Source organism: Enterococcus sp. DIV1315a (assembly GCF_051712325.1).
Lineage (GTDB): Bacteria > Bacillota > Bacilli > Lactobacillales > Enterococcaceae > Enterococcus > Enterococcus faecalis.
The window spans coordinates 458,745-482,776 of record NZ_JBIOOS010000001.1 but is presented as its reverse complement, the minus strand read 5'-3'; the positions used below and the strand labels follow the sequence as shown (position 1 = coordinate 482,776).

The following is a 24,032-nucleotide window of genomic DNA, read 5'->3' as shown; positions in this document are numbered from 1 at the left end:
TTTCCCTCCTAGCGCTTTGGTTCTTGTTGTGTGATACAGTGAATATTGCCGCCCCCATAAACAACTTCTACCGTATTAACGCCGACAATTTTTTTATCTGGGAACATCGTTTGAACTTGCTCTAAAGCCAAACGATCATTTTCATCACCATACTGTGGCACAATCACGCCATCATTTGTAATTAAAAAGTTCATATAGGATGCGATACAAATATCGCCATCTTCTCGTGGCATGGTTCCTTCCACGAAATCAATTTTGAAGGAGCCTTTAATGGTTACATTTTTGACAGGACAGCATAATTTGTGGACTTTTAATTGGCGTCCTTTAGCATCAGTCATTTTAAGCAAACGTTGATATGCATCTTGTGCCGCTTCATAAAATGGGCTATTTTGATCTTCGGTGTAAATACAAGCCACTTCACCAGGTGCAATAAAACAAGCTACATCATCCACGTGACCATTGGTTTCTTCTGGGTCAATTCCATCACCTAGCCAAAGAACTTTTTCAACATTTAAATAGTCGCATAATTTTTGTTCGATTGCTTCTTTTGAAAGTTGTGGATTTCGACCTTCACTTAATAAGCACATTTCTGTAGTCAAGACTGTTCCTTGTCCATCTACGTGGAATGAACCGCCTTCTAAAACAAAATCATCTGTACGATAAGAATCTACATGCTCAATTTCACAAATTTTTTGTGCAACCAAATCGTCTTGGTCCCAAGGGAAATATAATCCATCTACTAATCCCCCCCAAGCATTGAATGTCCAATCCACACCACGGATTTCTCCATGGTCGTTAATGACAAATGATGGTCCACAATCACGGACCCACGCATCATTGTTTGACATTTCGTAAACCGTAATTTCTGGCGGCAATTGGCGACGGCAATTTTGAAATTGTTGTTGAGAAACCACCACATTCATCGGTGTAAATTGACTAATTGCTTTGGCCACATTAGTAAAAGCTTCTTGGACAGGTTTACCACCATCGCGCCAATTATCCGGTCTTTCTGGCCAAATCATCCAAACTTTCTCTTGTGGTTCAAATTCTCCTGGCATTCTAAAGCCATCTTGTTTAGGGGTACTTCCTACAATTCGTTTAGCCATTTTCTTTCGTTCCCTTCTTAATTTTTTTCACGTAAATAATTACTTCACCAAACAGAATAAAAATGATTGCCCCAATTGTGATTGGTAATTTTTCATTTAATGCTGCGGGACTAAAATCTAAAGGCACTGCTGTGAAAATCAGTGAAATAATAATCATAATCATTGGCAAAACCACTAAAACTTTTAAAAATCCTGGTTTTCCGTTAACTTTAAACGGACGTGGTGTATCGGGATCAATTTTTCTAAGCTTATAAAAAGCTGGGAAAACTGGGATATACGATAACAAGAATAGGACGACATTCAAGGAGAAAAAGGCCCAGAATAAATCTTGATTAGGTAAAATTGGTGCTAATACAATGACCACCGATGCCACAATGCCATTCATCAAAGCAGCCCCAATTGGCATGTCATTTTTCTTACTACGTTTTTCAAAAAATTTAGGCATGTCACCATTTTCAGCAGCATAACAAGCTGTATTATTGACTCCTAATGACCAAGAAATCATGTTTCCGAACAACGTAAGAAGGAATAGGAAAGCCATTAACATAATGAACCAACCTTCTGTCGAGCCTGTCAATAGTTTAAAGCTATCCATCATACCACTGCCGGTACTAATTTGATCGGTGGGAATCGCTACCCCAATTCCAAAGGCTGAAAAAATATAAATGGCCGCAATGACTAACCCCGCTGCTACAATAGCTTGTGGAATTTGCTTCTTAGGATTTTCCATATCATCTGCAAACGTACAGATGACTTCAAACCCTAACAAATTAAAAATGATTACAGAAATAAAAGATAAACTCCTTAAGTCAAACGTTGGTAGCATTGATTTCAAGGTAAATTCATTGGCAACACCTTTCGTCAAGGCTACATACAATCCTAGCCCACCAATTAAGACTGCTAAAACCATCTTGATTACGGCAGCTCCATTTAGAATCCAGATACTGTCGCTGACTGGATAAAAACTAATCCAAACCACAATCCAAGTAAAAATTAATTCAACAATAATCATCATCGGTGTTGAAAACTTAATACCTGTAATTGTCGTTAATAGTTCTGGCGTCATAACGGCTAATGAAGCTAGCCACAATGGATAATTAATCCAATAATACCAAGAAACTCTGGCACCCCAACGATGACCATATGCTTTGGTCACCCAATCATAGATGCCCCCTTCACCAATATAAGTTGTTCCTAATTCTGATGAAATTAACCCATATGGCAATAGGAATGCAATTAATAAGAAAATCCACCAAAAAAACTGAGAATTACCAATTGCAGCAACAGGCGCCGCTGCTTCAGCAACGAAAACCACACAGATGACTGATAAAATGGCACTCGTTAAACTAAATTTCTTTTTCCCCTCCATGAAGACTCTTCCTCTCTTTATAAACTGTCCACTGATTCATTTTTTCAATCAGTGGACAGTTGGCCGTTAAATGCTTTGAGTGTCTAAGAAAACTTCTAGTTCTTTTTTCGCTTCTGCTTGCTTGATTAAATCATAAGGATTTTTTGCTTCATAATCATTCATAAGATATACTAATAAGCCACGAATAGATGTTAAACGGTTTTCTGCTTCATCGAAACAAATAGAATTTTTACCGTCAATCACTTCATCAGTTACTTCTTCCCCACGTGTTGCTGGTAAACAGTGCATGAATTTACAATTGGCACCTGCCCGATCCATCATTTCTTGATTCACTTGATATTTTGGATAGAAAACCTTCATACGTTCTTCTTCAGATAATTCCGCTTCGTACAAGCCATACCAAACATCCGTGTACAAGAAATCAGCGCCTTCAACAGAACTTGCATCATCTGTGACCAAAAAGCTACCGCCTGAAACTTCACAATTTTTTGCTAATTTCGCTTGATGCTCTTCATTTAATTGGAAGCCTTCTGGACCGAAGTGAACAAAATTCATGCCCATTTTTGTTGTGATTAATCCTAAAGAAAAACAAACTTGTGTCGCATCTCCGACAAAGACAACTTTACAATCTTCTAATTTTTTGCCTTCTGGTAAATGCTCAACCATGGTACACAAATCACCTAATTCTTGGGTTGGATGATTGTAATCAGACATACCGTTAATGACTGGGATGGTAGCACAATTAGCTAAATCAACAATACTATGGTGACGTTCCACACGAGCCATCAAAATATCTACTAAACGTGACAATACACGGCTGGTATCTTCAATCGTTTCATGTCCCCCTAATTGAATTTGACCAGGTGCTAAATATTCGCCATGTCCACCTAATTGTTCCATTGCAGTTTCAAAAGATACTCGTGTTCGAGTTGAAGATTGTTGGAAAATCATTCCTAAAGATTTGTTTTTTAACAGTTGCGGATAATACCCATTTTTAATCGCTTCTTTAATTTTTAATGATAAATCGACTAAATAGTGCATTTCCTCTTTCGTATATGTTTCTGTTGTAACGTAATCTCTTTTCATGATGTGTTCCTCCTAAAAGTTGTTTTTGTTTACACATTGACTTTACCAAGTTTAGCGAAGAGTTTACTATCCACCAAAAGTTAGAAAACGCTTTCTTTTTTGGCGTGATTTTTCATTAAAAAAAGTTTATTTATGGTTATAAACCGTTGGTACACCAGGGGTTTATAAAAGTTTAGGCGGATTTCTCTCTAATTTCTGACCAATCATAGATTTGAAAATGGTATAATTATTTTGAAAAATCATTCACTTAAAATAAAAGATGAAAGGGGTTTCCAATCGTGACATTTGTTTTTATTTATAACATCTTGTTGATTATTTTATATTCGTTTACTTCAACCTTTACCTTAAATCTTTACTTGAAAAATAAACAACCGATTTTTTTATTGCTTCTCTTTTTAATGGTTATTTTTATTTGTGACAATGTGATTGTTTATATGACTGAGTTCATTAATTCGTTTGCAACCGAATATAATCAGACCTTTATGACCGCACCTTTTTTAAAGACCATCATTTTTATTTGTTGTAATTTTGCCTATCTGGCTATTATCAATACTATTAGTGGTCGTCCTTTTAAAAATTATCAATTTGTCTGGTTATTTTTAATTGGTTTATGGATGCTAGCTATTCCATTTTCACAAAATTCCGCCTTAAAAGTTTGGTTGTACTATTTACCCAATCAGCTATTTTTAATTTACCTTGGATGCTATGCGCTCTATCAATTACGAATAGATCCTTTATCAGCCCTTGCGAAAAAATATCTTCGTTTTATTGGTTGGCTAAGCATTGGTTTCGGTGTGGCGATTCTTTTGGAAGATACCTTCGTTATTTTTAACATTGACCAATATTCTGATATTGTCTTTAAAATTAACAACCGAAACGTTTCTGAAGATATTTATACAATCATTCTCTCCATCGCCATTATCTACTTCTGTAATCGTGATTTTCCTCTGTCGGTTCTTGAAAAAGACGCTGCTAAATTGGAAGAAAATCAATCAGATGAACCCGTACTTTTGGCGCCTTTTTGTGATGCCTATCAATTAACGCAGCGAGAACGAGAAGTGCTTTCGTTACTTTTAGAGTGCAAAACAAATCAAGATATAGCCAACGAACTATTCCTATCAATCGGGACAGTAAAAACACATATCCACAATATTTTCGTTAAATTAGAAGTAAACAAAAGAGCAGAAGTTTTTGTCAGTTATCAACTTTTTTCTCAACAACAAACTGAACATTTAGCGAGATAATAAAAAGGAAGTCTCCGTGATCGGTGGCTTCCTTTTTGATTATCTATTTTCTTGTACTTGTCGAACTCTCTTTTCAATTTCTTGAAAGTTAATAATTTTAGCTTGGCGATGAATTTCTTTTCCTTCATAGTATAAGATAATGGTCGGTGCAGAAAAAGCATTTAATTGTCCAATTATTTCTGGACTTTTATCAGCTTCTGCAATGTATGTAGGAAATTCATATTTTGTTGCAATTTTTTCGACAATCGATTTATCAACTGTACAAACACTACAATTTTTTGCTGTCAAAAAGACGGCTTGTAGACGATTGTCTGTAATTTTTTCTTCTAATTCTTCTAATGTTGTTACATATTCCACTGAATAGCCCTCCTTGTCTTTTGTCTAAAATAACAGATTTACTAGCAAAATAACAACTTATTTGTTTGGCTAGGAATGCTTTAACAAATAAGTTGTCGCCCATTTCATTAATGGGCGACAACTTTTTACTGATAACCGCTTATTTATTAAAAATTTTAGGCCCTTTGCGCATGTTTTTACGATCATTTTTGGGAGTTTCCATTTTTTTAGAACGGCCACCACCTTGTTTCTTTTTAATTAATTCTAACATTTTTTCTTTTTCATTCATTTAATCCACCGCCTTTGTTAATAACGTGACAGATTCAATGTGGGTCGTTTGTGGGAAATTATCCACTGGTTGAATTTCTTTTGCTTCATAGCCACCTTCTGTTAATAATGCAATGTCGCGAGCGAGTGTGGCTGGATTACAGCTGACATAAACAATTCGTTCAGGTTGCGTTTCAATTAATGTATTTACTAATTGACCGTCTAACCCTTTCCGTGGTGGATCCACCACCACAACATCTGGTTGCAAGCCATTTTCAACTAATTTTGGCAATAATTCTTCCGCTAAACCAGCCGTGAAAGTGGCATTCTCAATGTTGTTTAATTTAGCATTATTTTCTGCATCTTTGACCGCTTCTTCAATTACTTCAATACCGTAAACTTGCTTTGCATCTTGGGCTAAAGTTAAGCCAATCGTTCCAATCCCGCAATAGGCATCCACCACAATTTCATTGCCTGTTAAAGCCGCATACTCTTTAACTTTTTGATACATCACTTCTGTTTGTTGTGGATTTACTTGATAAAATGAACGCGCGGAAATTTCAAATTTCAAATCAAAAATAGTATCTGTAATTTTTTCAGACCCATGTAATAAGATGGTTTCGTCGCCAAAAATGACATTGGTTCGTTTTGGATTTACATTTTGTACAATGCTGACTACTTCCGGAATAGCTTCCAAAATATCTGGCACAATTTTACTAATTGGGAATAATTTCGGTGTTCTCGTAATTAGAACAACCATCATCTCCCCAGTATGGTAGCCACGACGAACGACAATATGGCGTAAGTTCCCTGTATTATCAGATTCGTTATAAGGTTTTACGCTATATTTACGCATAATGTCACGGATTTTAACAATTGCTGCATCAATTTCTGGGTCTTGAATATAAAAATGTTCCATTGGAATTAAATCATGGCTATTTTTCCGGAAAAAACCTGTTTGTAATTGGTTGTCAATTTTACGCACGGGAATTTGTGCTTTGTTCCGGTAATGCCACGGATCATTCATCCCAATTGTTGGTAAAACAGGGACTTCTGGTAATTTAGCAACACGTTGCATAACATTTTCGACTTGTTGCGTTTTAAATGATAGTTGGGCGCCGTACGCTAAATGTTGCAACGGACTGATTCCGACTTTTGTAAAGTTTTCATCTTTCACGGGCACACGCTGTTCACTGCTTTTTAGGACAGTCAATACTTTCCCATAACCAAAACTTTTGCCTGTTTTTAAGACTTTGATTTCAAGTTTTTCACCTGGTAAGGCATTTTCAATAAACAATGGATAATGGTCCACTTTTGCCACGCCTAAACCTTCATGCGTCAAGTCAATGATTTCTACTTCAATGACGTCATTTTTCTTTACTGGATAATTTTTCATAAGTCGCTCCTTCTTTTTATACACTTCACTCATTCTAATGAAAATACCTAAGAAAAGCAACAACGAATTTTCATGGCGATTTAGCAATTCCGTTTGAGCTTTTTGGGTAAATAAAAGAATGAGATCCTTTCCCTTAGTCAAAAAATAGCCAATGAAAGATCTTATCAACTAAATCTTTCATTAGCTATTCACGGACTACCTAGTGCTTTTCTTTTTCGGCAATCTTTCCATCGCCATCAATATCTTCGTCTGTTAGTCGTTCAACTTCTTTGACAAATTCTTTGCTGGCTTCGTTATATGCTTCTTCCTCTTCGTCTTCTGATTCTACGACAATCTCATCGCTACCAGTTAAGACAGAACCCATAATTGCATTGGACGGCAGTGCATCACCATTTGCAAAAATTTCAATGTGTTGATGCATATTTTTAAAGGTCATTGGAGCATCGCCTCCATATTCACCATCTAAATTAATCATCATTTTATTGTTCTTTTCTAACGTTTCTGCATGTAAATAGCTGGTCTTTGTATAGATTAGTCGATGATCTTCAACATGCTTTCCACCATTTAACATTAACGCAACTAAATGAAGAATCTCAAAAATATTGGCTGTTTTTACAATGATTAATGAAAACTTACCATCATCTAATTTAGCGTCTGGTACGATTTGCTCGAAACCACCCACCGAGTTAGTCAGACCTAGGAAAAACATTGATGCGTTGCCTTCGTATACACCTTCATCATATGTCATGCGCATTTTAATCGGCTTCACTCGCGGCAACATTTCGGCTCCTTTAGCTAAGTACGCTAAGTAACCAAAAATACTTTTCAACTCTGATGGAACTTCATAAGTCAGTTCCGTTAAATGACCACCCGCCGCAATATTGATAAAGTAATTTTTGCCGGCTTGGCCAATATCCATTTTGACAGTCTGATTTTTTTTAATCACTTCTGCTGCCTTAACGATATTATCACGAGGAATCTTCAATGCCCGTGCATAGTCATTCGTCGTTCCAGCAGGAATAATAGCCATTTTAGGGCGCCGCTTCAACGGAGCAATCCCATTCACGACTTCATTAATGGTCCCATCTCCACCTGCAGCTACTAGTAAATCAAATCCTGCCCGCGCAGCACGATGTGCTTCATTGCGTGCTGAATTTTCTTCTGGTGTGGTCGCAAATGCACTGGCTTCATAACCACATTCTTCTAAAATAGATAAAATATCGGCTAAGTTCTTTTTGATTAACTCTTTTCCTGACGTTGGATTATAAATCACTCTAGCTTTTTTCATGGTTTGCCTGCTACTTTCTTATCGTTTTGAAAGCTCTTCTTGCAATAACTTGTTAACCACACCTGGGTTTGCTTGTCCACGAGTTGCTTTCATAATTTGTCCAACAAGGAAACCAACTGCACGGTCTTTGCCGTTTTTAAAGTCATCAATTGATTGTTGGTTGTTGTCTAATACTTCGTTAATCATTGGTAATAATTGCGCTGGATCAGATAATTGAACAAGGCCTTTTGCTTCGACAACTTCTTTAGCGTCTCCACCATTTTCAATTAACTCTTTGAACACTTTCTTCGCAATTTTCGAGCTGATTGTGCCATCGTTAATCAAAGTAATCATACCCGCTAGATTTTCTGGTGTCAGTTTAGTATCGGCTAATTCAACTTTTTCACTGTTTAAGTAAGCAGAAACTTCGCCCATTAACCAGTTTGATGCTTGTTTCGCATCTGCACCGTTTGCTAAAGTTGCTTCAAAGAAATCTGACATTTCTTTCGTTAAAGTCAAGACCATTGCGTCGTATTCAGGTAAACCTAATTCACTGATATAACGGGCACGACGTGAGGCTGGCATTTCTGGCAAACTAGCGCGAACTTTTTCAATCCATTCATCATCAATTGAAAAACGAGGAACATCTGGCTCTGGGAAGTAACGGTAGTCACTTGAGCCTTCTTTAACACGCATAAGCAACGTTGTACTAGTTGCTTCATCAAAGCGGCGTGTTTCTTGTTGAATTTCGCCACCAGATAATAGGACTTTGGCTTGGCGTTTTTCTTCATAAGCTAAACCTTTTTTTACAAAGTTCATAGAGTTCAAGTTCTTTAATTCCGCTTTAGTACCAAATTCTTCTTGACCATACGGACGTAAAGAAATATTGGCATCACAACGCATAGAACCTTCTTCCATTTTCACATCAGAAACTTCTGTAAATTGGATAATTGAACGCAACGCTTCTAAATAAGCATAAGCTTCCTCTGGTGAACGCATGTCTGCTTCAGAAACGATTTCAATTAAAGGCGTGCCTTGACGATTCAAGTCTACATAAGAATAGCCATCTGTGCCGTGAATATTTTTCCCAGCATCTTCTTCTAAATGCACCCGTTCAATGCGAATTTTTTTCTTTTTGCCTTCGACTTCAATTTCAATCCAACCATCATGTCCGATTGGTTGATCAAATTGAGAAATTTGATACGCTTTAGGATTATCTGGGTAGAAATAGTTTTTACGATCAAAATGAGTTTCTTTTGAAATTTCACAGTTCAAAGCAAGAGCTGCTTTCATCCCAAATTCTAAAGCACCTTTATTCATCACAGGTAAAACACCTGGGTAACTCCAGTCAACTACATTTGTGTTGCTATTTGGTTCTGCTCCGAAATGCGCTGGCGCAGAGGAGAAAATTTTAGAGTTGGTTTTTAATTCTACGTGGACTTCTAATCCAATGACAGTTTCAAAGTTCATTAATCGTTCCCCCCTAAAATGACTGGTTTTTTCGTATGGAAATCTGTCGCTTGTTCAAAGGCGTACGCTGCTTTGTACATTGTATGTTCGTCAAAATGTTTCCCGATAATTTGTAAACCAACTGGCAAGCCTTCTGAGAATCCTGCTGGAATTGACATACCTGGTAACCCAGCTAAGTTGACAGGAACTGTTAAAATATCATACATATACATCGTGATTGGATCATTGATATTTTCACCCAAACCAAAAGCAACCGTTGGTGTGGAAGGACCAATAATTAAGTCATAATCCGCAAAGACGTTATCAAAGTCTTGTTTGATTAATGTGCGGACTTGTCCTGCTTTTTTGAAGTGCGCATCATAATAACCAGCACTTAAAGAGAAGGTTCCTAACATAATCCGACGTTTGACTTCAGTACCAAAGCCTTCAGAACGCGAATTAACATAGACGTCTTCTAGATTTTGGACATTTTCGGAACGGTAACCATAACGAATGCCATCAAAGCGTTGTAAGTTTGAACTTGCTTCTGAAGAGGCAATAATATAATAAGCGGCAATCCCATATTTAGAATGTGGCAAGCTAACTTCTTCTACTGTTGCGCCTAAAGCTTTAAACGTTTCTGCAGCTTTTAATATCGCTTCGCGAACATCCGATTGTACCCCTTCACCTAAGTATTCTTTTGGTAAAGCAATTTTCATGCCTTTGATGTCGCCAGTTAAATCTGACGTAAAATCAGGAACAGAAACGCCTGCAGAAGTGCCGTCTTTTTCGTCATAACCACTAATTGCATTTAAAGCTAAGGCATTGTCTTTAACATTTCGTGTCAATGGACCAATTTGGTCTAAACTTGAAGCAAAAGCAATCAAACCAAAACGAGACACACGTCCATACGTTGGTTTTAAGCCCACAATACCGTTAAAAGCTGCTGGTTGACGGATACTACCACCTGTATCAGTTCCTAGAGAAACTGGTACTTGACCGGCTGCAACAGCTGAAGCTGAACCACCTGAAGAACCACCAGGGACTTTCGTTTGATCCCAAGCATTTTTAGTTTTCTTGAAGTAAGATGTTTCCGTACTTCCACCCATAGCAAACTCATCCATGTTTAATTTTCCAACTGGAATCATATCTGCTTGATAGACTTTATCCATCACAGTCGCATCATAAATTGGATCAAAATTGTATAACATTTTTGATCCAGCTGTTGTTAAAATATCTTTTGTGACAATGTTGTCTTTAATCCCAATTGGAATTCCTGCTAAAGGATTACTTTCAGTGATGCCTTTTAAGTCGATGGCTTTTGCTAATTCCAGCGCTTTTTCTTCACTTACTGTGATAAAAGAATCCATTTTTTCTTCTGTATCTTGGATACGATTTAAAGTTTCTTTTGTTAAATCAACTGCTGTAATTTCTTTTGAAACCAATAAATCATGTAATTCCGTTAACGATTTGTCGTATAATTTTTCCATTAGGCTCCTGCCTCCCCGTTATCCATAATTGCAGGCACTTTAATGTAACCATTCTCTGATTCTGGAACATTCCGCATTAATTCTTTACGGTCCATTCCTGGTGTCGCTACGTCTTCACGCATAACATTGATTGATTCATTCACATTTGAAGTAAAAGGAACCCCGGTTGTATCTACTTCTTCTAGTAATTCCACCATATCAATAATTTTATCTAGTTGATTGGTAAAGTCCGCTAATTCTTCTTCGGAGAAAGATAATTTTGATAATTTAGCGACATGTTTGACTTGTTCTTCTGTAATTGCCATAGATACCCTTCTTTCTATCATTTACTGAAATTTTCATTTTCAGATTAATCAATTGGATTGTATTTCTTTAAACAGCTTGTCTCAGCTATTCACTCTGTTCCCATTCTACCATAAAATGGTCGGATATTTTAGATGAAACCTTGAATTTCATTGATAATTTGTCGCTCGCAAAAATGACGGAAATATGTTATTATGAAAATGAAAAGAGAGATATGCAGGAACATACCTCTCTAGTAGCCACTACTAGTTATAAGAACTAGCGGCTTACTGAGTTAAATATTTTTTGTTGCTTTAACCGTTCAGCTCCTCAAAGCTTATGAACGGTTATTTTTGTTGTCTGAGACAAGCGCTAGGACTGATGATTGGTTTTACAACAAGTGTTGCAAAACCAATCATCAGTCCTAGCGCTGCTTCAACGGACAAAAATATTGCTCCTTTCGTTAAAGTAAGAAGAATTGCGCATAAGCATCAACCTCCTTTCTCAACTCAGAAAGTCCTCGTTCATATAACTTTTATGACTAAAATAAGTATACCATCAAATTACTACATAAAATCTGACAACGTTAATTTGTCTTCTTAAAAATGACTTGCATCTAACGCATCGACCATTTCTTGTTCATTCCAAACGGTCACGCCTAAGCTTTCAGCTTTGGTTAATTTACTGCCTGCATCTTCGCCAGCAACCACAATATCAGTTTTTTTCGAAACACTCCCTGTAACTTTTCCACCAAGATTTTCAATTTTTTCTTTGGCTTCTTCGCGAGTGTACTGCGTTAATTTTCCTGTTAAAACAACTGTTTTGTCTTTGAAAGGTGACTCCACTTCTGCTAATTGCTCTGTCCGGAGACCTTTATATGTCAAGTTCACTTGGGCTTTTTCCAGTTCAGCCATTAATTCATGAACTTCCTCATTTTCAAAATACGTCACAACGCTGTCGGCGATTGTTTCACCAATTGAATCCAAAGCCACAATTTCTTCCGCAGTTGCTCGACTTAAGGTTGATAAATCACCAAAATGCTCCGCTAAAATTTTCGCCGCTTTCGCACCCACATGGCGAATCCCTAAGCCAAAAATCAAACGCTCTACAGAGTTTTCTTTACTCCCTTGAATGGCAGTATAAATGTTGTTTGCTGATTTTTCTTTGATTTTATCCAAAGTCATTAATTGTTCTTCTGTTAAGAAATACAGATCCGCTACATCTTTCACTAATCCTTTGTCATACATTTGTGCTAACACTCTTGGCCCCAAGCCATCAATGTTCATTGCGTTTCGTGAGACAAAGTGATTCAGCCCTTCTTTAATTTGCGCAGGGCATTTTGGATTAATACAACGTAACGCCACTTCCTCATCTAAATGCACCAACTCACTATGACAAATTGGACAATGTGTCGGCATTTCATAAGGCTGACTATCGGCTGCACGTTTTTCAACTAGGACTTGCGCTACTTCTGGGATAATATCGCCGGCTTTGTAAATAATAACATGATCATTTAAACGGATATCTTTCATTTGAATAAAATCTGCATTATGCAAACTTGCCCGACTAACCGTGGTTCCCGCGACTCGTACAGGAGCCATGACCGCAGTAGGAGTGACCACTCCCGTGCGCCCAATTGTCCATTCAATATCTTCCACTACTGTCTCTGCTTCTTCTGGTGGAAATTTGTAGGCAATCGCCCAGCGAGGTGCTTTGACAGTGAAACCTAATTCATCTTGCAACGCAAATTCGTTCACTTTAATCACAATTCCATCGATTTCGTATGGCAAAGTGCTCCGCTTTTCATGGTATTCTTCAATGTAGGCCCAAACTTCATCGATTGACTGACATAATTGACGTTCAGGATTGGTTCTAAAACCAATTTCAGAAAGCTCTTCTAATGCCTCAAACTGCGTCTTCGCTTTCATTGGTCCAAAGTCAGCAACTGTGTATAAAAACGTACTTAAGTTCCGTTTCGCCACAATTTTTGTATCTAATTGGCGCAAGCTTCCCGCCGCTGCATTCCGAGGATTGGCAAAAATATCTTGGCCATTTTCTTCACGTTCTTCATTCAATGCGACAAAGGATTGTTTAGGCATGTAGCACTCGCCACGAACTTCCACTGAAATGGGCTCCGTTAAACGCATCGGTACAGAGCGAACCGTTCGTAAGTTCTCTGTAATGTTTTCACCAACCGTTCCATCGCCTCGTGTTGCTCCGCGTACAAACACCCCGTTTTCATAACGTAATGAAATTGCTAACCCATCAATTTTTAACTCGCAACAGTAGGCAACGGGTTTACCAATCGCCTTACGAACACGTTCATCGAAAGCAAAAATGTCTTCCTTGCTAAACCCATCATTTAAACTATACATTGGAATGTCATGCGGAGCTTTTTCAAAACCAGATAAAACTTTGCCACCTACACGTTGTGTCGGCGAATCTGGCGTGATTAAATCAGGAAACTCCGTTTCAATATCGACTAACTCTTTATACAAACGATCGTAAACATAATCTTCTACGGATGGTTGATCTTTGACATAATATTCATGGGAATATTGATTGAGTTGTTTTCTTAATTCTTGCGCACGAGTTGTCGCCGCCGTTAATGTTAATGGTTGTTGTTCCATCGTAGAACTCCTCCTCATAAGTGTAATGCTCTTATCGTCTTTTTAACACATTTACACTAAGATAGAAAATAAAAAGAATTTATCTAATGATGATTTCTCATTAAATCGCTGACCTATTTTGCATGTTAAATTTTTTCAATAGGTGCAAATGCCGCTAACAACCGTTTAATGCCTTTTTCTGGGAAAGCAATGTCCAACTCTAAGTCTTTGGCCGAACCGCCTACACGAACGACTGTACCAACGCCCCATGCTTTATGTTGGACCTTATCACCTGCTTGCCAAGAAACTTTTTCGCCACCACTTGCCACTTTGTTGCTAACTGATTTTGTAGCTGGCTGTGTATAAGCTGGTTTACTTGCGCTGGGCTTAAATACTTTAGGATCAAAGGTGCGCGCTGGAGCTTTCTGTAAATTGGCCGCCGCCCCTTGTTTCACTAAACGCTCCGCCTCAATTTCTTCTAAAAAGCGACTTGGTCGATTATATTGCGTGCGACCATATAATGTTCTCGAATAAGCATTCGTTAAGAACAAGGCTTCTTCCGCTCGTGTGATACCAACATAAGCCAAGCGCCGTTCTTCTTCCAGTTCACTTTCTTCTAGCATGGCACGTGATAATGGGAAAACCCCTTCTTCTAAGCCCATTAAAAAGACCACTGGAAATTCCAGCCCTTTGGCCGCATGCAACGTCATTAAGGTTACTTGTGAAGAGCTCTCTTCTAAATTATCTAAATCAGAAACCAAGGCTAAATCTGTTAAAAAATCCGCCAATTTTGTTTCTTCGCCATTTGGATCGTCGTTGTTTTGCGCTTCAAAACGTTTATCAAATTCTTGTGTCACAGATAAAAATTCGTCCAAGTTTTCTAAGCGAGCTTGAGACTCTAAATTATTTTGCGCCATCAAAGCTTCCCGATAACCACTACGTTGTAAAGTTTCTTTCACCAATTCTGTAATCGTTAAATAGGGCACTGTTTTCGTTAAGTCTTGAATCATCATGCCAAAATTACCAAGCTCTTTACCCGCTTTTCCTGAAATATTTGCCAAATCAACATTTTGGGCAGCTTCCAGCAAAGCCCAACCATGCGTATCCGCAAATAGTCGTAATTTTTCAATTGAACTTTTACCGATTCCTCGTTTTGGTTCATTGACAATTCGTTCAAAACTAATCGAATCATCTGGATTGGCAATCAAACTTAAATAAGCCAAAATATCTTTAATTTCTTTACGGTCGTAGAATTTATGTCCGCCCACCATGGTATACGGAATATTAGATTTCAAGAGCATTTCTTCCACTACACGGGATTGAGCATTGGTCCGATATAATACCGCAAAATCACCATAAATTCGGTCATTTTCCCGCATTTCTTTTTGGATTTGGCTCACAATAAATTGTGTTTCATCCCGTTCTGTGTCCCCGCGATAATAGACAATTTTTTCACCGTCTATATTTTCTGTCCACAGTTCTTTCTCGCGGCGGTTACGGTTATTTTTGATGACATCATTCGCAGCCGCCAAAATGTTTTTGGTGGATCGATAATTTTGTTCTAGCAAAATTACACTGGCATCTGGATAATCTTTTTCAAAATCCAAGATATTTTGCATATCCGCCCCGCGCCAACCATAGATACTTTGGTCGGCATCACCTACGACACACAGATTTTTGAAACGTGCAGCCAATAAATTGACTAAGGTATATTGTGCATGATTGGTATCTTGGTATTCATCCACATGAATATAGTGAAATTTATTTTGGTAGAAAGCTAACGTATCTGGTTGTTCATTGAATAAACGAATCGTATTCATAATCAAATCATCAAAATCCATACATTGGTTTTTGCGTAATTCTTTTTGATAGGCTTCATAGCATTTTGCGACAATTTCTTCATATAAGGAACCTTGCATTTCAGCAACTTTTTCAGGCGTTTGTAATTCATTTTTGGCATTGCTAATCGTACCTAAAATTGAGCGAGGATCATATTTTTTTGAATCAATATTTAAGTCGTTTAAGATGCGTTTCATTAATGTTTTTTGTTCCGATGGGTCAATAATTGTAAAATTACGGTTGTAACCAATCTGATCCACATCACGACGTAAAATTCTTACACACATGGAGTGAAAAGTGGAGACCCATACATCTTCGCCACCCGTTTCCAGTAATTTATTTACACGCTCTTTCATTTCTTTAGCAGCTTTATTGGTAAACGTAATCGCCAAAATATTCCATGGATTTACTTCTTTTTCCTCAATTAGATAGGCAATTCGGTGTGTTAAAACCCGCGTTTTTCCACTACCAGCACCAGCCATGACTAACAGTGGTCCTTCTGTATGCAAAACGGCTTCTTCTTGTCGAGGATTCATTCCCTGAACCAAGGCATGTTTTTGTATCATATTAAACGTCCTCTCTCTTTTTTCAATCTTATACAGTATACCAAAAATCCCTTTGAAGTTCTTTAGAAAAGAACAAAAAATCTTTTTCTTTTTATATGAAATTTTCTTGTAAATCAAGTCAAACCGCAGTACATTAGTAAGTAGTGATGGAGGCTAAAAATGAAATGAATAATGATGTACATGAAATTAAACAATTAGATGGTACCCGAATCGGCTTTATCCTTAAAGGCATCGTCGTCGGAATCCTGGTCGGCTTTGTTGTCAGCTTATTTCGCTTAGGCATTGAAAAAATTGGCGAACAAGTCGTGCATCTGTATCAAACGTTTCACGAAAAACCCTTTTGGATGATTCCTTGGTTCTTATTTTCTCTCGTGCTTGCTTATTTATTAGGACGACTGATTAAGAGCGAACCAGCAATTAAAGGCAGTGGCATCCCCCAAGTGGAAGGACAACTTCAAGGTCAATTAGAAATTCATTGGTTTCCAGTGCTTTGGAAAAAATTTATCGGTGGGATCTTAGCGATTAGTCCTGGGCTATTTTTGGGACGTGAAGGCCCTTCAATTCAACTAGGTGCAGTGGTTGGACAAGGCTATAGTCAATGGCGACAAAGCACCAAGTCTGAAGAAAAAATTTTAATCAGTAGTGGTGCCAGTGCTGGTTTAGCCGCCGCTTTTAATGCACCAATCGCAGGACTTTTATTTGTTCTAGAAGAGGTTCACCATTCCTTTTCACCTTTAGTTTGGTTAACCTCTTTTTCTGCGGCCATTTCCGCTAACTTTGTTTCTTTGCATTTCTTCGGATTGCAGCCAGTTCTTTATATTGGTCCCGTTAAATCTTTGCCTTTAGAGTACTATTGGACATTAGTACTGCTGGGCGTTTTACTAGGATTATTAGGTTGGATATATCAAAAAACATTGTTGTCCTTACCAAAAGTATATGGAAAAATCAAAGGCCTTTCTTCTAATTATTATGGTTTTATTCCTTTTATTTTGATTTTACCGATTGGTTATTTCTTTCCACATTTACTTGGCGGTGGGAATCAAATTGTTTTAGCTTTAGGCAATCAACCGGCCACGATTTGGGCTTTAGTCGGCTTACTGGTTTTACGTTTTGTTTTTTCAATGGTTTCTTACGGTTCGAATCTCCCTGGTGGTATTTTCTTGCCTATTCTAACTTTAGGTGCCATTATCGGAACATTGTATGGTAGTCTACTTGTCCAATACGTAGGGATGGATCCAATTTTTGTGAAAAACTTTTTAATTTTTGCCATGGCTGGTTATTTTACTGCGATTGGTAAAGCACCGTTAACAGCGATTATTTTAGTAACAGAAATGGTCGGCAATTTTTCTCATTTAATGTCTTTAGGGGTTGTTGCTTTAGTTAGTTATATTACCATCGATAGTCTTGGCGGCAAGCCAATTTATGAAAGCTTATTAGAACGTTTGGTTCCTTCTAAAGTAAGTAATATTCGTGGCCACAAAACGATTATTGAATTACCTATCACTGCAGAAAGTTCCTTAGATGATACGATGGTACGTGATTTTGTCTGGCCTAAACAAATGTTGCTCACTTCCATTCGCCGTGGCGAATCGGAAATTTTAACACATGGTGATACTGTTATGCATGTTGGCGATGTGCTCATTATTTTGACCGATGAAAAACTCGCTTACCAAGTCAAAAAAGAGATTTATCAAAAAACTTTACCGAATGATTTAGTGAATTAAAGAAAGCTGCTGAACTCAGGTTCAGCAGCTTTCTTTTTTTCTTATGACTGTTTTTTAATTTTTTTGAATGTTTTTGACCGTTTTAGATTGATTAGCGTTTTCATTTGTGCTATTATATCCATGAAATGAGGGATGAAAATGCTTACGGAAGAACGACATCAAAAAATTTTACAATTGTTAGATCAAAAATCAGTCGTCAAATCACAAGAACTTGCTAGCTTATTCAATGCTTCAGAATCCACAATCCGCCGCGATTTACAAGAATTAGAAGACGCCAATTTGTTAGAACGCATTCACGGCGGAGCTAAGCGTATTCTTAATTTAGGCTTTGAACAAAACATGACGGAAAAATCAATCAAAAACACGCACGAAAAGCAAAAGATTGCTTCTTTAGCCGCTAGTTGTGTACAAGATGGCGATATGATCTATTTAGATGCTGGTTCAACCACGTTAGAAATGATCCCTTTTTTAGTTGGGAAACAAATCCATGTAGTGACGAATTCCGTGCATCACGCTGCAAAACTTAGCGATATGGAAATTCCCACTATTATGCTTGGTGGTACTTTGAAGCTCTCCACTAAAGCAATCATTGGTGCCACTAGTATGGAACAGCTACAACATTTTCGTTTTAACAAAGCTTTTTTAGGAACTAACGGCGCACATTTAGAGTTTGGTTTAACAACGCCTGATCCCGAAGAAGCGGCGCTAAAAGCCTTGGCTATTCATCAAGCAGAAACAGCCTATGTTTTACTGGATCATACAAAATTTAATGAAGTAACGTTTACCAAAGTGGAAGAATTAGAGTCAGTTACTTTACTAACTGACTACTGCCCTGCTGAATCGCTTCAAGGATTCCAGCAAAAAACTATTTTAATGGAGGCAAACAAATGATTTACACAGTGACTTTAAACCCTTCTATCGACTTTATCGTTCATGTCGATCATCTACAAATTGGTGATTTAAATCGGATGACGAATGATTTTAAATTACCTGGCGGCAAAGGAATCAACGTTTCACGTATTTTAAAACGTATGGAGACAGAATCCACTGCCTTAGGTTTTTTAGGTGGTTTTACAGGCTCATTCATTGCCGATTGGTTGAAAAAAGAAGAAATCCAAACGAATTTCACTCCCGTGTCTGCTGATACACGAATCAACATTAAATTGAAATCAGATACTGAAACAGAAATTAACGGCTTAGGACCTGCCCTAACAAACGAAGAAATTCAAGAACTAAAACAAGCAGTTAGTCGTGTTCAGGCTGGTGATATTGTTGTTCTTTCAGGAAGTACACCTGCTTCTCTACGCAAAGGATTTTACGAAGAGTTAATCCAAATTGTGAAGGAAAAAGGCGCAGAATTTGTTATTGATACGACAGGTGAAGATTTAATGAACGCTTTGCCACAAAAACCTTTATTGGTCAAGCCAAACAATCATGAGTTGGCAGAATTATATCATACAACCTTTACAAGTGTTGAAGACATTTTACCTTATGGACATCGGTTACTAGAAGAAGGAGCGCAACACGTAATTATCTCAATGGCTGGTGATGGTGCATTACTTTTCACAACAGAAGGTGTTTATCGTTCCAACGTTTTAAAACGTCCACTGAAAAATTCTGTCGGCGCTGGCGACTCAATGATTGCTGGTTTTATTGGCAACTTTTCAAAAACACAAGATCCTTTAGAGGCTTTCAAATGGGGTGTCGCTTGCGGTAGCGCGACCGCATTTTCTGATGATTTAGCCTCAGAAGATTTTATCCAAGAACTTATTCACGAAGTAACAATTGAAAAAATTTCAGAATAAATCCACTAAGGGAGGAAAATAGAGTGAACATTAATGATTTATTAATAAAAGATGTCATGATTATGGATTTACAAGCTACTGATAAAAAAGGCGCGATTGATGAAATGGTCCAAAAATTATACGATGGTGGCCGCATCTCTGACATTGACACTTACAAAGAAGGAATTTTAAAACGCGAAGCACAAACATCGACTGGTTTAGGCGACGGCATCGCTATGCCTCACGCAAAAAATAGTGCCGTAAAAGAACCGACAGTTCTTTTCGCTAAAAGTAAAAAAGGTGTTGATTATGAAGCACTAGATGGACAACCTACTTATCTATTCTTCATGATTGCTGCTCCAGAAGGCGCTAATGATACACATCTCCAAGCGCTTGCGGCCCTTTCTCGATTACTTATCGATCCAGACTTTGTTGGCAAATTGAAAGAAGCGGAAACTCCAGAAGCAGTACAAGCTCTTTTCCAAGCAGCAGAAGATCAAAAAGAAGCGGAAGAAAAAGCAGAACAAGAACAAACAACGCCAGCACCAGAAAGCAATCGTAAATATATTATTGCTGTGACTGCTTGTCCTACAGGAATTGCTCACACTTACATGGCTGAAGATGCACTGAAGAAAAAAGCAAAAGAAATGGGCGTAGACATTAAAGTAGAAACAAACGGTTCAGAAGGAATTAAAAATCGTTTAACTGCTGAAGATATTGCTCGTGCTGATGGCGTGATTGTCGCAGCCGATAAAAAAGTAGAAATGAATCGTTTTGATGGTAAAAAATTAGTCAATCGTCCCGTCAGTGATGGAATTCGTAAAACCGAAGAACTAATTAACTTAGCCATTAGTGGTGAAGCTCCTACTTTCCATGGCAGTGACTCGGCTGCAAGCGACCAAGAGGATTCAGCGGAAGGTTCAATCGGTTCTCGTATCTATAAAGATTTAATGAATGGTGTTTCTCATATGTTACCTTTCGTTATTGGTGGCGGAATTGCCATTGCTCTTTCCTTTATGATTGATCAATTTATCGGAGTTCCTCAAGATCAATTAGCCAACTTAGGGAATTACAATGACGTAGCTAGCTGGTTTAACCAAATTGGTGGCGCAGCATTTGGCTTTATGTTACCTGTCTTAGCTGGTTTTATTGCTTCTAGTATCGGGGATCGTCCAGGCTTAGTTGCTGGTTTCGCCGCTGGTGCGTTAGCAAACGCTGGAGGAGCTGGGTTCCTTGGGGCCCTAATCGGTGGTTTCTTAGCTGGTTATGTAGTGGTTCTTTTACGTAAAGTTTTCAAAGGCTTGCCAAAATCATTAGATGGAATTAAAACCATTTTATTCTATCCAGTTTTTGGTTTGATTATTACAGGCTTATTAATGTTAGTCATTAACATCCCGATGAAAGCAATTAATGATGCGTTAAATCATTTCCTACTTGGCTTAGATGGCACAAATGCAGCTTTACTTGGTGCCTTATTAGCTGGTATGATGGCCATCGACTTAGGTGGACCAGTTAACAAAGCTGCTTATGTTTTCGGTACAGCTACGCTAGCAAGTACTGTTGCAGAAGGTGGCAGCGTGGTCATGGCTTCTGTAATGGCTGGCGGAATGGTTCCTCCATTAGCAATTTTCGTAGCAACTCGTTTATTTAAAAATAAATTTACAAAAGATCAACAAGATGCCGGCTTAACCAATATTATAATGGGACTTTCTTTTGTCACTGAAGGGGCAATTCCTTTTGCAGCAGCTGACCCATTACGTGTGATTCCAAGTTTCGTGGTAGGTTCTGCCTTTACTGGTGCGTTGGTTGGTGCGTTTGGTATCAAATTATTGGCACCACATGGAGGAATCTTCGTCGTCTTCCTATTAAGTAATCCATTACTATATCTATTGTTCATCTTAATTGGGGCGATTATTTCAGGAATTGTCTACGGACTTTTGAAAAAACCTGTCGAAGTACCTGCTTAAAAAACAGCAAAAAAGCGATTCAACCATGGTTGAATCGCTTTTTTATTATTTTCTCTTTATCGCATAATTTTCTAAATACTCAGGATTTCCTTTGCTTCTGATATACGTATACACGCCCATCACAAAGGCCCCAAGGGTATTGGTAAATAAGTCCCCCATCGTATCCATTAAAGCAGCACGCCCAATAAACGGTTGGCCGTTGGACATATTATAACGTTGTAAATTCATGTTCCCTAATGAATCGCAGATAAATTCCCAAAATTCCCAGAAGACGCCACAAAGCCCTGCAAATGCAAAACCAAATAATAAAAATAACCACGGGGAAACATCGGCGTACTTCGTTTTCTTCAATAGGAAACCAGCAATACCATAACCAACAGCAGTTAACAGCATCGGACTAACAAAGTGTAAAATTTTATCCCAGAACGAAATGATTGAGATCATATGCAACGAGGTTCCTAGGAATACTGAAATAAATAAGAAAAACCAGTAAAAATAAACGATAGTCGGTGGCATAATAATTTTTAAAAATTTATTGACAAGATCCGGTAAAAAGATTAGACCAATTCCAAGTAAACATTCGATAACAAACGTCACACCTTGTTTTGTTGAATACTTGGCCGTAAAAAATTCCCAGAGATTGTACGTCAAGCATAAGATGCCAAACACCACTAATCCATATTTAATTTTCGAATAATTTTTATCCATTTTGACACACCCTTTCAAAAGTTATTTTATATGAAAAAAACTGTAGATGAAAGACACCTTCCATCTACAGTTTTAGAAAACTCTATCGAATGAAGAGCTTATTAAAAATGTTTATTTTTCAACAGCTGTTTCAGTAATTGTTTCAACAGCACGTTTCATACGAATATCGTGTTCTAACATGTCGTTGTTTAATACTTTACGTACTTGCGCTTCAGGCATGTTGTATTGTTCTGCTAAATCTTTCACTTCAGCATCGATGTCTTCTTGTGTTACTTCGATGTTTTCAGCTTTGGCAACTGCTTCAATCACTAAGTTTGTTTTTGTACGTGTTTCTGCTTCACCTTCAAATTGTTTGTGTAAATCTTCTTCTGTAGAACCAGTTAATTGGTAGTACATTTCAGGAGAAATTCCTTGGCGTTGCATGTTGTTTAAGAATTCATCCATTGAACGGTGAACTTCGTCGTGAACCATTACGTGTGGTAATTCAACGATTTCAGCATTTTCAACAGCTAAACGAATTGCTTCTTCGTCTTTTGCTTCTTCAGCTGCTGCTTCTTTTGCTTCTGTCAATTCTTTACGGAATTTTTCTTTTAATTCGTCTAATGATTCTACTGAATCGTCAACGTCTTTTGCAAATTCATCATCCAATTCTGGTAATTCTTTTGCTTTTACTTCATGAACAGTTACTTTGAAGACTGCTTCTTTACCAGCTAAATCTTCTGCTTGGTAATCTTCAGGGAAAGTAACGTTTACTTCTACTTCTTCGCCAGCTTTTTTGCCAACTAATTGGTCTTCAAAGCCTGGAATAAATGAATTAGAACCTAATTCTAATGAGTAATTTTCGCCTTTGCCGCCTTCAAATGCTTCGTCGCCTAAGAAGCCTTCAAAGTCGATAACTACAGTGTCGCCGTTTTCAGCAGCGGCATCTTCTTTGATTACTAATTCAGCTTGAGATTCTTGTTCGCGTTTCAAACGTGCTTCCACATCTTCATCTGTTACTTCACGGTCTTGTTTAGACACTGTTAAGTTTTTGTATTCACCTAATTTTACTTCAGGTTTTACAGTTACTTCAGCAGTGATAACCCAGTCTTCCCCTTTATTCATGCTTTCAACATCAATTTTTGGTTGTGCTACTGGTTCAATTCCTGCTTCTAAAACAGCCGCTTCATATGCTTCTGGTAAAACAGCGTTTAACGCATCTTCGTATAACGCTTCTTCTCCATACATACGGTTAAAAACAGTACGTGATACTTTTCCTTTACGGAAACCAGGTACGTTTAAGTTTTTTTTCACTTTATTGAACGCTTGCGTTAATCCTTTTTCGATTACTGCTTGTTCGATTGAAAAAGTTAATACACCATCATTAGTGCCTTTTTTTTCCCATTTCGCAGACATTTGTTTCCCTCCGAATAACATTTAATTTTATACATCAAACTTTATTTATGCATACCTTTAAATAGTACACTATCCCTAGGAAAATGTAAATATTTTAAGTGCTAAGAAGTGAAAGAAAGACTCGATTTTTAGCAAACTATCAGTTTTT

The 24,032-nt window shown here is 37.7% G+C and carries 21 protein-coding genes; 6 read left to right on the top strand and 15 right to left on the bottom strand.

What is annotated here, in order from left to right:
* Positions 1-8: 8 nt before the first annotated feature.
* The 3 genes from aguA to ptcA form a co-directional block, all read right to left on the bottom strand.
* The gene (gene aguA / locus IGJ03_RS02375; protein WP_002364800.1) at positions 9-1,106 is read right to left on the bottom strand and encodes an agmatine deiminase; all 1,098 of its coding nucleotides are present in this window, start codon (positions 1,104-1,106) and stop codon (positions 9-11) included.
* Positions 1,099-2,475 (bottom strand): APC family permease, encoded by a 1,377-nt coding sequence (locus IGJ03_RS02370; protein WP_002355588.1) that lies wholly within the window; start codon positions 2,473-2,475, stop codon positions 1,099-1,101. Before IGJ03_RS02370 ends, aguA begins: the two co-directional genes overlap by 8 nt.
* Positions 2,476-2,541: 66 nt before the next feature.
* Positions 2,542-3,561, bottom strand: coding sequence for a putrescine carbamoyltransferase (gene ptcA / locus IGJ03_RS02365; RefSeq protein WP_002355587.1), 1,020 nt, complete (start codon positions 3,559-3,561; stop codon positions 2,542-2,544).
* 398 nt (positions 3,562-3,959) lie between these two features.
* On the opposite strand from ptcA, the gene IGJ03_RS02360 reads away from it, so the two are divergent.
* Positions 3,960-4,805, top strand: a complete 846-nt coding sequence (locus IGJ03_RS02360; RefSeq protein WP_002392183.1) for a helix-turn-helix domain-containing protein — start codon at positions 3,960-3,962, stop codon at positions 4,803-4,805.
* Positions 4,806-4,844: 39 nt separating this feature from the next.
* Here the strand turns inward: IGJ03_RS02360 and IGJ03_RS02355 are convergent, their stop codons facing one another.
* From IGJ03_RS02355 to IGJ03_RS02320, 8 genes are all read right to left on the bottom strand, one after another.
* On the bottom strand, positions 4,845-5,162 hold the full coding sequence (locus IGJ03_RS02355) for a thioredoxin family protein (protein ID WP_375804754.1): 318 nt from the start codon (positions 5,160-5,162) through the stop codon (positions 4,845-4,847).
* A 139-nt stretch (positions 5,163-5,301) separates the two neighbouring features.
* Complete coding sequence (locus IGJ03_RS02350; protein ID WP_002355577.1) at positions 5,302-5,430, bottom strand: hypothetical protein; 129 nt, start codon at positions 5,428-5,430, stop codon at positions 5,302-5,304.
* Complete coding sequence (gene rlmD, locus IGJ03_RS02345; RefSeq protein ID WP_002355574.1) at positions 5,431-6,804, bottom strand: 23S rRNA (uracil(1939)-C(5))-methyltransferase RlmD; 1,374 nt, start codon at positions 6,802-6,804, stop codon at positions 5,431-5,433.
* A 199-nt stretch (positions 6,805-7,003) separates the two neighbouring features.
* Positions 7,004-8,092 carry a diacylglycerol kinase gene (locus IGJ03_RS02340; protein ID WP_002355572.1) on the bottom strand — a complete coding sequence of 363 codons (1,089 nt, stop codon included), beginning with the start codon at positions 8,090-8,092 and terminating at the stop codon, positions 7,004-7,006.
* 18 nt (positions 8,093-8,110) lie between these two features.
* Positions 8,111-9,541: an Asp-tRNA(Asn)/Glu-tRNA(Gln) amidotransferase subunit GatB gene (gatB, locus tag IGJ03_RS02335; protein WP_002358703.1), complete on the bottom strand. Its 1,431-nt coding sequence runs from the start codon at positions 9,539-9,541 to the stop codon at positions 8,111-8,113.
* A complete protein-coding gene (gene gatA / locus IGJ03_RS02330) occupies positions 9,541-11,010 on the bottom strand; it encodes an Asp-tRNA(Asn)/Glu-tRNA(Gln) amidotransferase subunit GatA (RefSeq protein ID WP_010819760.1) in 1,470 nt (489 codons plus the stop codon). Before gatA ends, gatB begins: the two co-directional genes overlap by 1 nt.
* Positions 11,010-11,315 (bottom strand): Asp-tRNA(Asn)/Glu-tRNA(Gln) amidotransferase subunit GatC, encoded by a 306-nt coding sequence (gene gatC / locus IGJ03_RS02325; protein ID WP_002355569.1) that lies wholly within the window; start codon positions 11,313-11,315, stop codon positions 11,010-11,012. Before gatC ends, gatA begins: the two co-directional genes overlap by 1 nt.
* Positions 11,316-11,639: 324 nt before the next feature.
* Positions 11,640-11,738 (bottom strand): putative holin-like toxin, encoded by a 99-nt coding sequence (locus tag IGJ03_RS02320; protein ID WP_438711168.1) that lies wholly within the window; start codon positions 11,736-11,738, stop codon positions 11,640-11,642.
* Between IGJ03_RS02320 and IGJ03_RS02315 the strand changes: the two genes are divergently transcribed.
* A complete protein-coding gene (locus tag IGJ03_RS02315; protein WP_308525400.1) occupies positions 11,707-11,895 on the top strand; it encodes a hypothetical protein in 189 nt (62 codons plus the stop codon). The genes IGJ03_RS02320 and IGJ03_RS02315 overlap by 32 nt on opposite strands.
* On the opposite strand, the gene ligA is transcribed toward IGJ03_RS02315, so the two are convergent.
* Positions 11,892-13,922, bottom strand: coding sequence for an NAD-dependent DNA ligase LigA (ligA, locus tag IGJ03_RS02310; protein WP_375804753.1), 2,031 nt, complete (start codon positions 13,920-13,922; stop codon positions 11,892-11,894). The two genes, IGJ03_RS02315 and ligA, sit on opposite strands and share 4 nt — an antisense overlap.
* Before the next feature lie 125 nt (positions 13,923-14,047).
* Positions 14,048-16,306 carry a DNA helicase PcrA gene (gene pcrA / locus IGJ03_RS02305; protein WP_425135893.1) on the bottom strand — a complete coding sequence of 753 codons (2,259 nt, stop codon included), beginning with the start codon at positions 16,304-16,306 and terminating at the stop codon, positions 14,048-14,050.
* Positions 16,307-16,470: 164 nt separating this feature from the next.
* Between pcrA and IGJ03_RS02300 the strand changes: the two genes are divergently transcribed.
* From IGJ03_RS02300 to IGJ03_RS02285, 4 genes are all read left to right on the top strand, one after another.
* Positions 16,471-18,030 carry a ClC family H(+)/Cl(-) exchange transporter gene (locus IGJ03_RS02300; RefSeq protein ID WP_002368023.1) on the top strand — a complete coding sequence of 520 codons (1,560 nt, stop codon included), beginning with the start codon at positions 16,471-16,473 and terminating at the stop codon, positions 18,028-18,030.
* Positions 18,031-18,168: 138 nt separating this feature from the next.
* The gene (locus tag IGJ03_RS02295; RefSeq protein WP_002381250.1) at positions 18,169-18,921 is read left to right on the top strand and encodes a DeoR/GlpR family DNA-binding transcription regulator; all 753 of its coding nucleotides are present in this window, start codon (positions 18,169-18,171) and stop codon (positions 18,919-18,921) included.
* On the top strand, positions 18,918-19,835 hold the full coding sequence (gene pfkB / locus IGJ03_RS02290; protein ID WP_002425502.1) for a 1-phosphofructokinase: 918 nt from the start codon (positions 18,918-18,920) through the stop codon (positions 19,833-19,835). The genes IGJ03_RS02295 and pfkB overlap by 4 nt, the downstream gene beginning before the upstream one ends.
* Before the next feature lie 23 nt (positions 19,836-19,858).
* Positions 19,859-21,781 carry a PTS fructose transporter subunit IIABC gene (locus IGJ03_RS02285; RefSeq protein ID WP_425135894.1) on the top strand — a complete coding sequence of 641 codons (1,923 nt, stop codon included), beginning with the start codon at positions 19,859-19,861 and terminating at the stop codon, positions 21,779-21,781.
* A gap of 45 nt (positions 21,782-21,826) precedes the next feature.
* On the opposite strand, the gene IGJ03_RS02280 is transcribed toward IGJ03_RS02285, so the two are convergent.
* Complete coding sequence (locus IGJ03_RS02280) at positions 21,827-22,489, bottom strand: hypothetical protein (RefSeq protein WP_002366175.1); 663 nt, start codon at positions 22,487-22,489, stop codon at positions 21,827-21,829.
* A 111-nt stretch (positions 22,490-22,600) separates the two neighbouring features.
* Positions 22,601-23,884 carry a trigger factor gene (tig, locus tag IGJ03_RS02275; RefSeq protein WP_002355556.1) on the bottom strand — a complete coding sequence of 428 codons (1,284 nt, stop codon included), beginning with the start codon at positions 23,882-23,884 and terminating at the stop codon, positions 22,601-22,603.
* Positions 23,885-24,032 lie beyond the last annotated feature (148 nt).

What these genes read in the sequence shown, in the direction of transcription:
- aguA (WP_002364800.1), bottom strand. Translation starts at nt 1,106, where the DNA reads ATGGCTAAACGAATTGTAGGAAGTACCCCTAAACAAGATGGCTTTAGA.
- IGJ03_RS02370 (WP_002355588.1), bottom strand. Translation starts at nt 2,475, where the DNA reads ATGGAGGGGAAAAAGAAATTTAGTTTAACGAGTGCCATTTTATCAGTC.
- ptcA (WP_002355587.1), bottom strand. Translation starts at nt 3,561, where the DNA reads ATGAAAAGAGATTACGTTACAACAGAAACATATACGAAAGAGGAAATG.
- IGJ03_RS02360 (WP_002392183.1), top strand. Translation starts at nt 3,960, where the DNA reads ATGGTTATTTTTATTTGTGACAATGTGATTGTTTATATGACTGAGTTC.
- IGJ03_RS02350 (WP_002355577.1), bottom strand. Translation starts at nt 5,430, where the DNA reads ATGAATGAAAAAGAAAAAATGTTAGAATTAATTAAAAAGAAACAAGGT.
- rlmD (WP_002355574.1), bottom strand. Translation starts at nt 6,804, where the DNA reads ATGAAAAATTATCCAGTAAAGAAAAATGACGTCATTGAAGTAGAAATC.
- IGJ03_RS02340 (WP_002355572.1), bottom strand. Translation starts at nt 8,092, where the DNA reads ATGAAAAAAGCTAGAGTGATTTATAATCCAACGTCAGGAAAAGAGTTA.
- gatB (WP_002358703.1), bottom strand. Translation starts at nt 9,541, where the DNA reads ATGAACTTTGAAACTGTCATTGGATTAGAAGTCCACGTAGAATTAAAA.
- gatA (WP_010819760.1), bottom strand. Translation starts at nt 11,010, where the DNA reads ATGGAAAAATTATACGACAAATCGTTAACGGAATTACATGATTTATTG.
- gatC (WP_002355569.1), bottom strand. Translation starts at nt 11,315, where the DNA reads ATGGCAATTACAGAAGAACAAGTCAAACATGTCGCTAAATTATCAAAA.
- ligA (WP_375804753.1), bottom strand. Translation starts at nt 13,922, where the DNA reads ATGGAACAACAACCATTAACATTAACGGCGGCGACAACTCGTGCGCAA.
- pcrA (WP_425135893.1), bottom strand. Translation starts at nt 16,306, where the DNA reads ATGATACAAAAACATGCCTTGGTTCAGGGAATGAATCCTCGACAAGAA.
- IGJ03_RS02300 (WP_002368023.1), top strand. Translation starts at nt 16,471, where the DNA reads ATGAATAATGATGTACATGAAATTAAACAATTAGATGGTACCCGAATC.
- IGJ03_RS02295 (WP_002381250.1), top strand. Translation starts at nt 18,169, where the DNA reads ATGCTTACGGAAGAACGACATCAAAAAATTTTACAATTGTTAGATCAA.
- pfkB (WP_002425502.1), top strand. Translation starts at nt 18,918, where the DNA reads ATGATTTACACAGTGACTTTAAACCCTTCTATCGACTTTATCGTTCAT.
- IGJ03_RS02280 (WP_002366175.1), bottom strand. Translation starts at nt 22,489, where the DNA reads ATGGATAAAAATTATTCGAAAATTAAATATGGATTAGTGGTGTTTGGC.
- tig (WP_002355556.1), bottom strand. Translation starts at nt 23,884, where the DNA reads ATGTCTGCGAAATGGGAAAAAAAAGGCACTAATGATGGTGTATTAACT.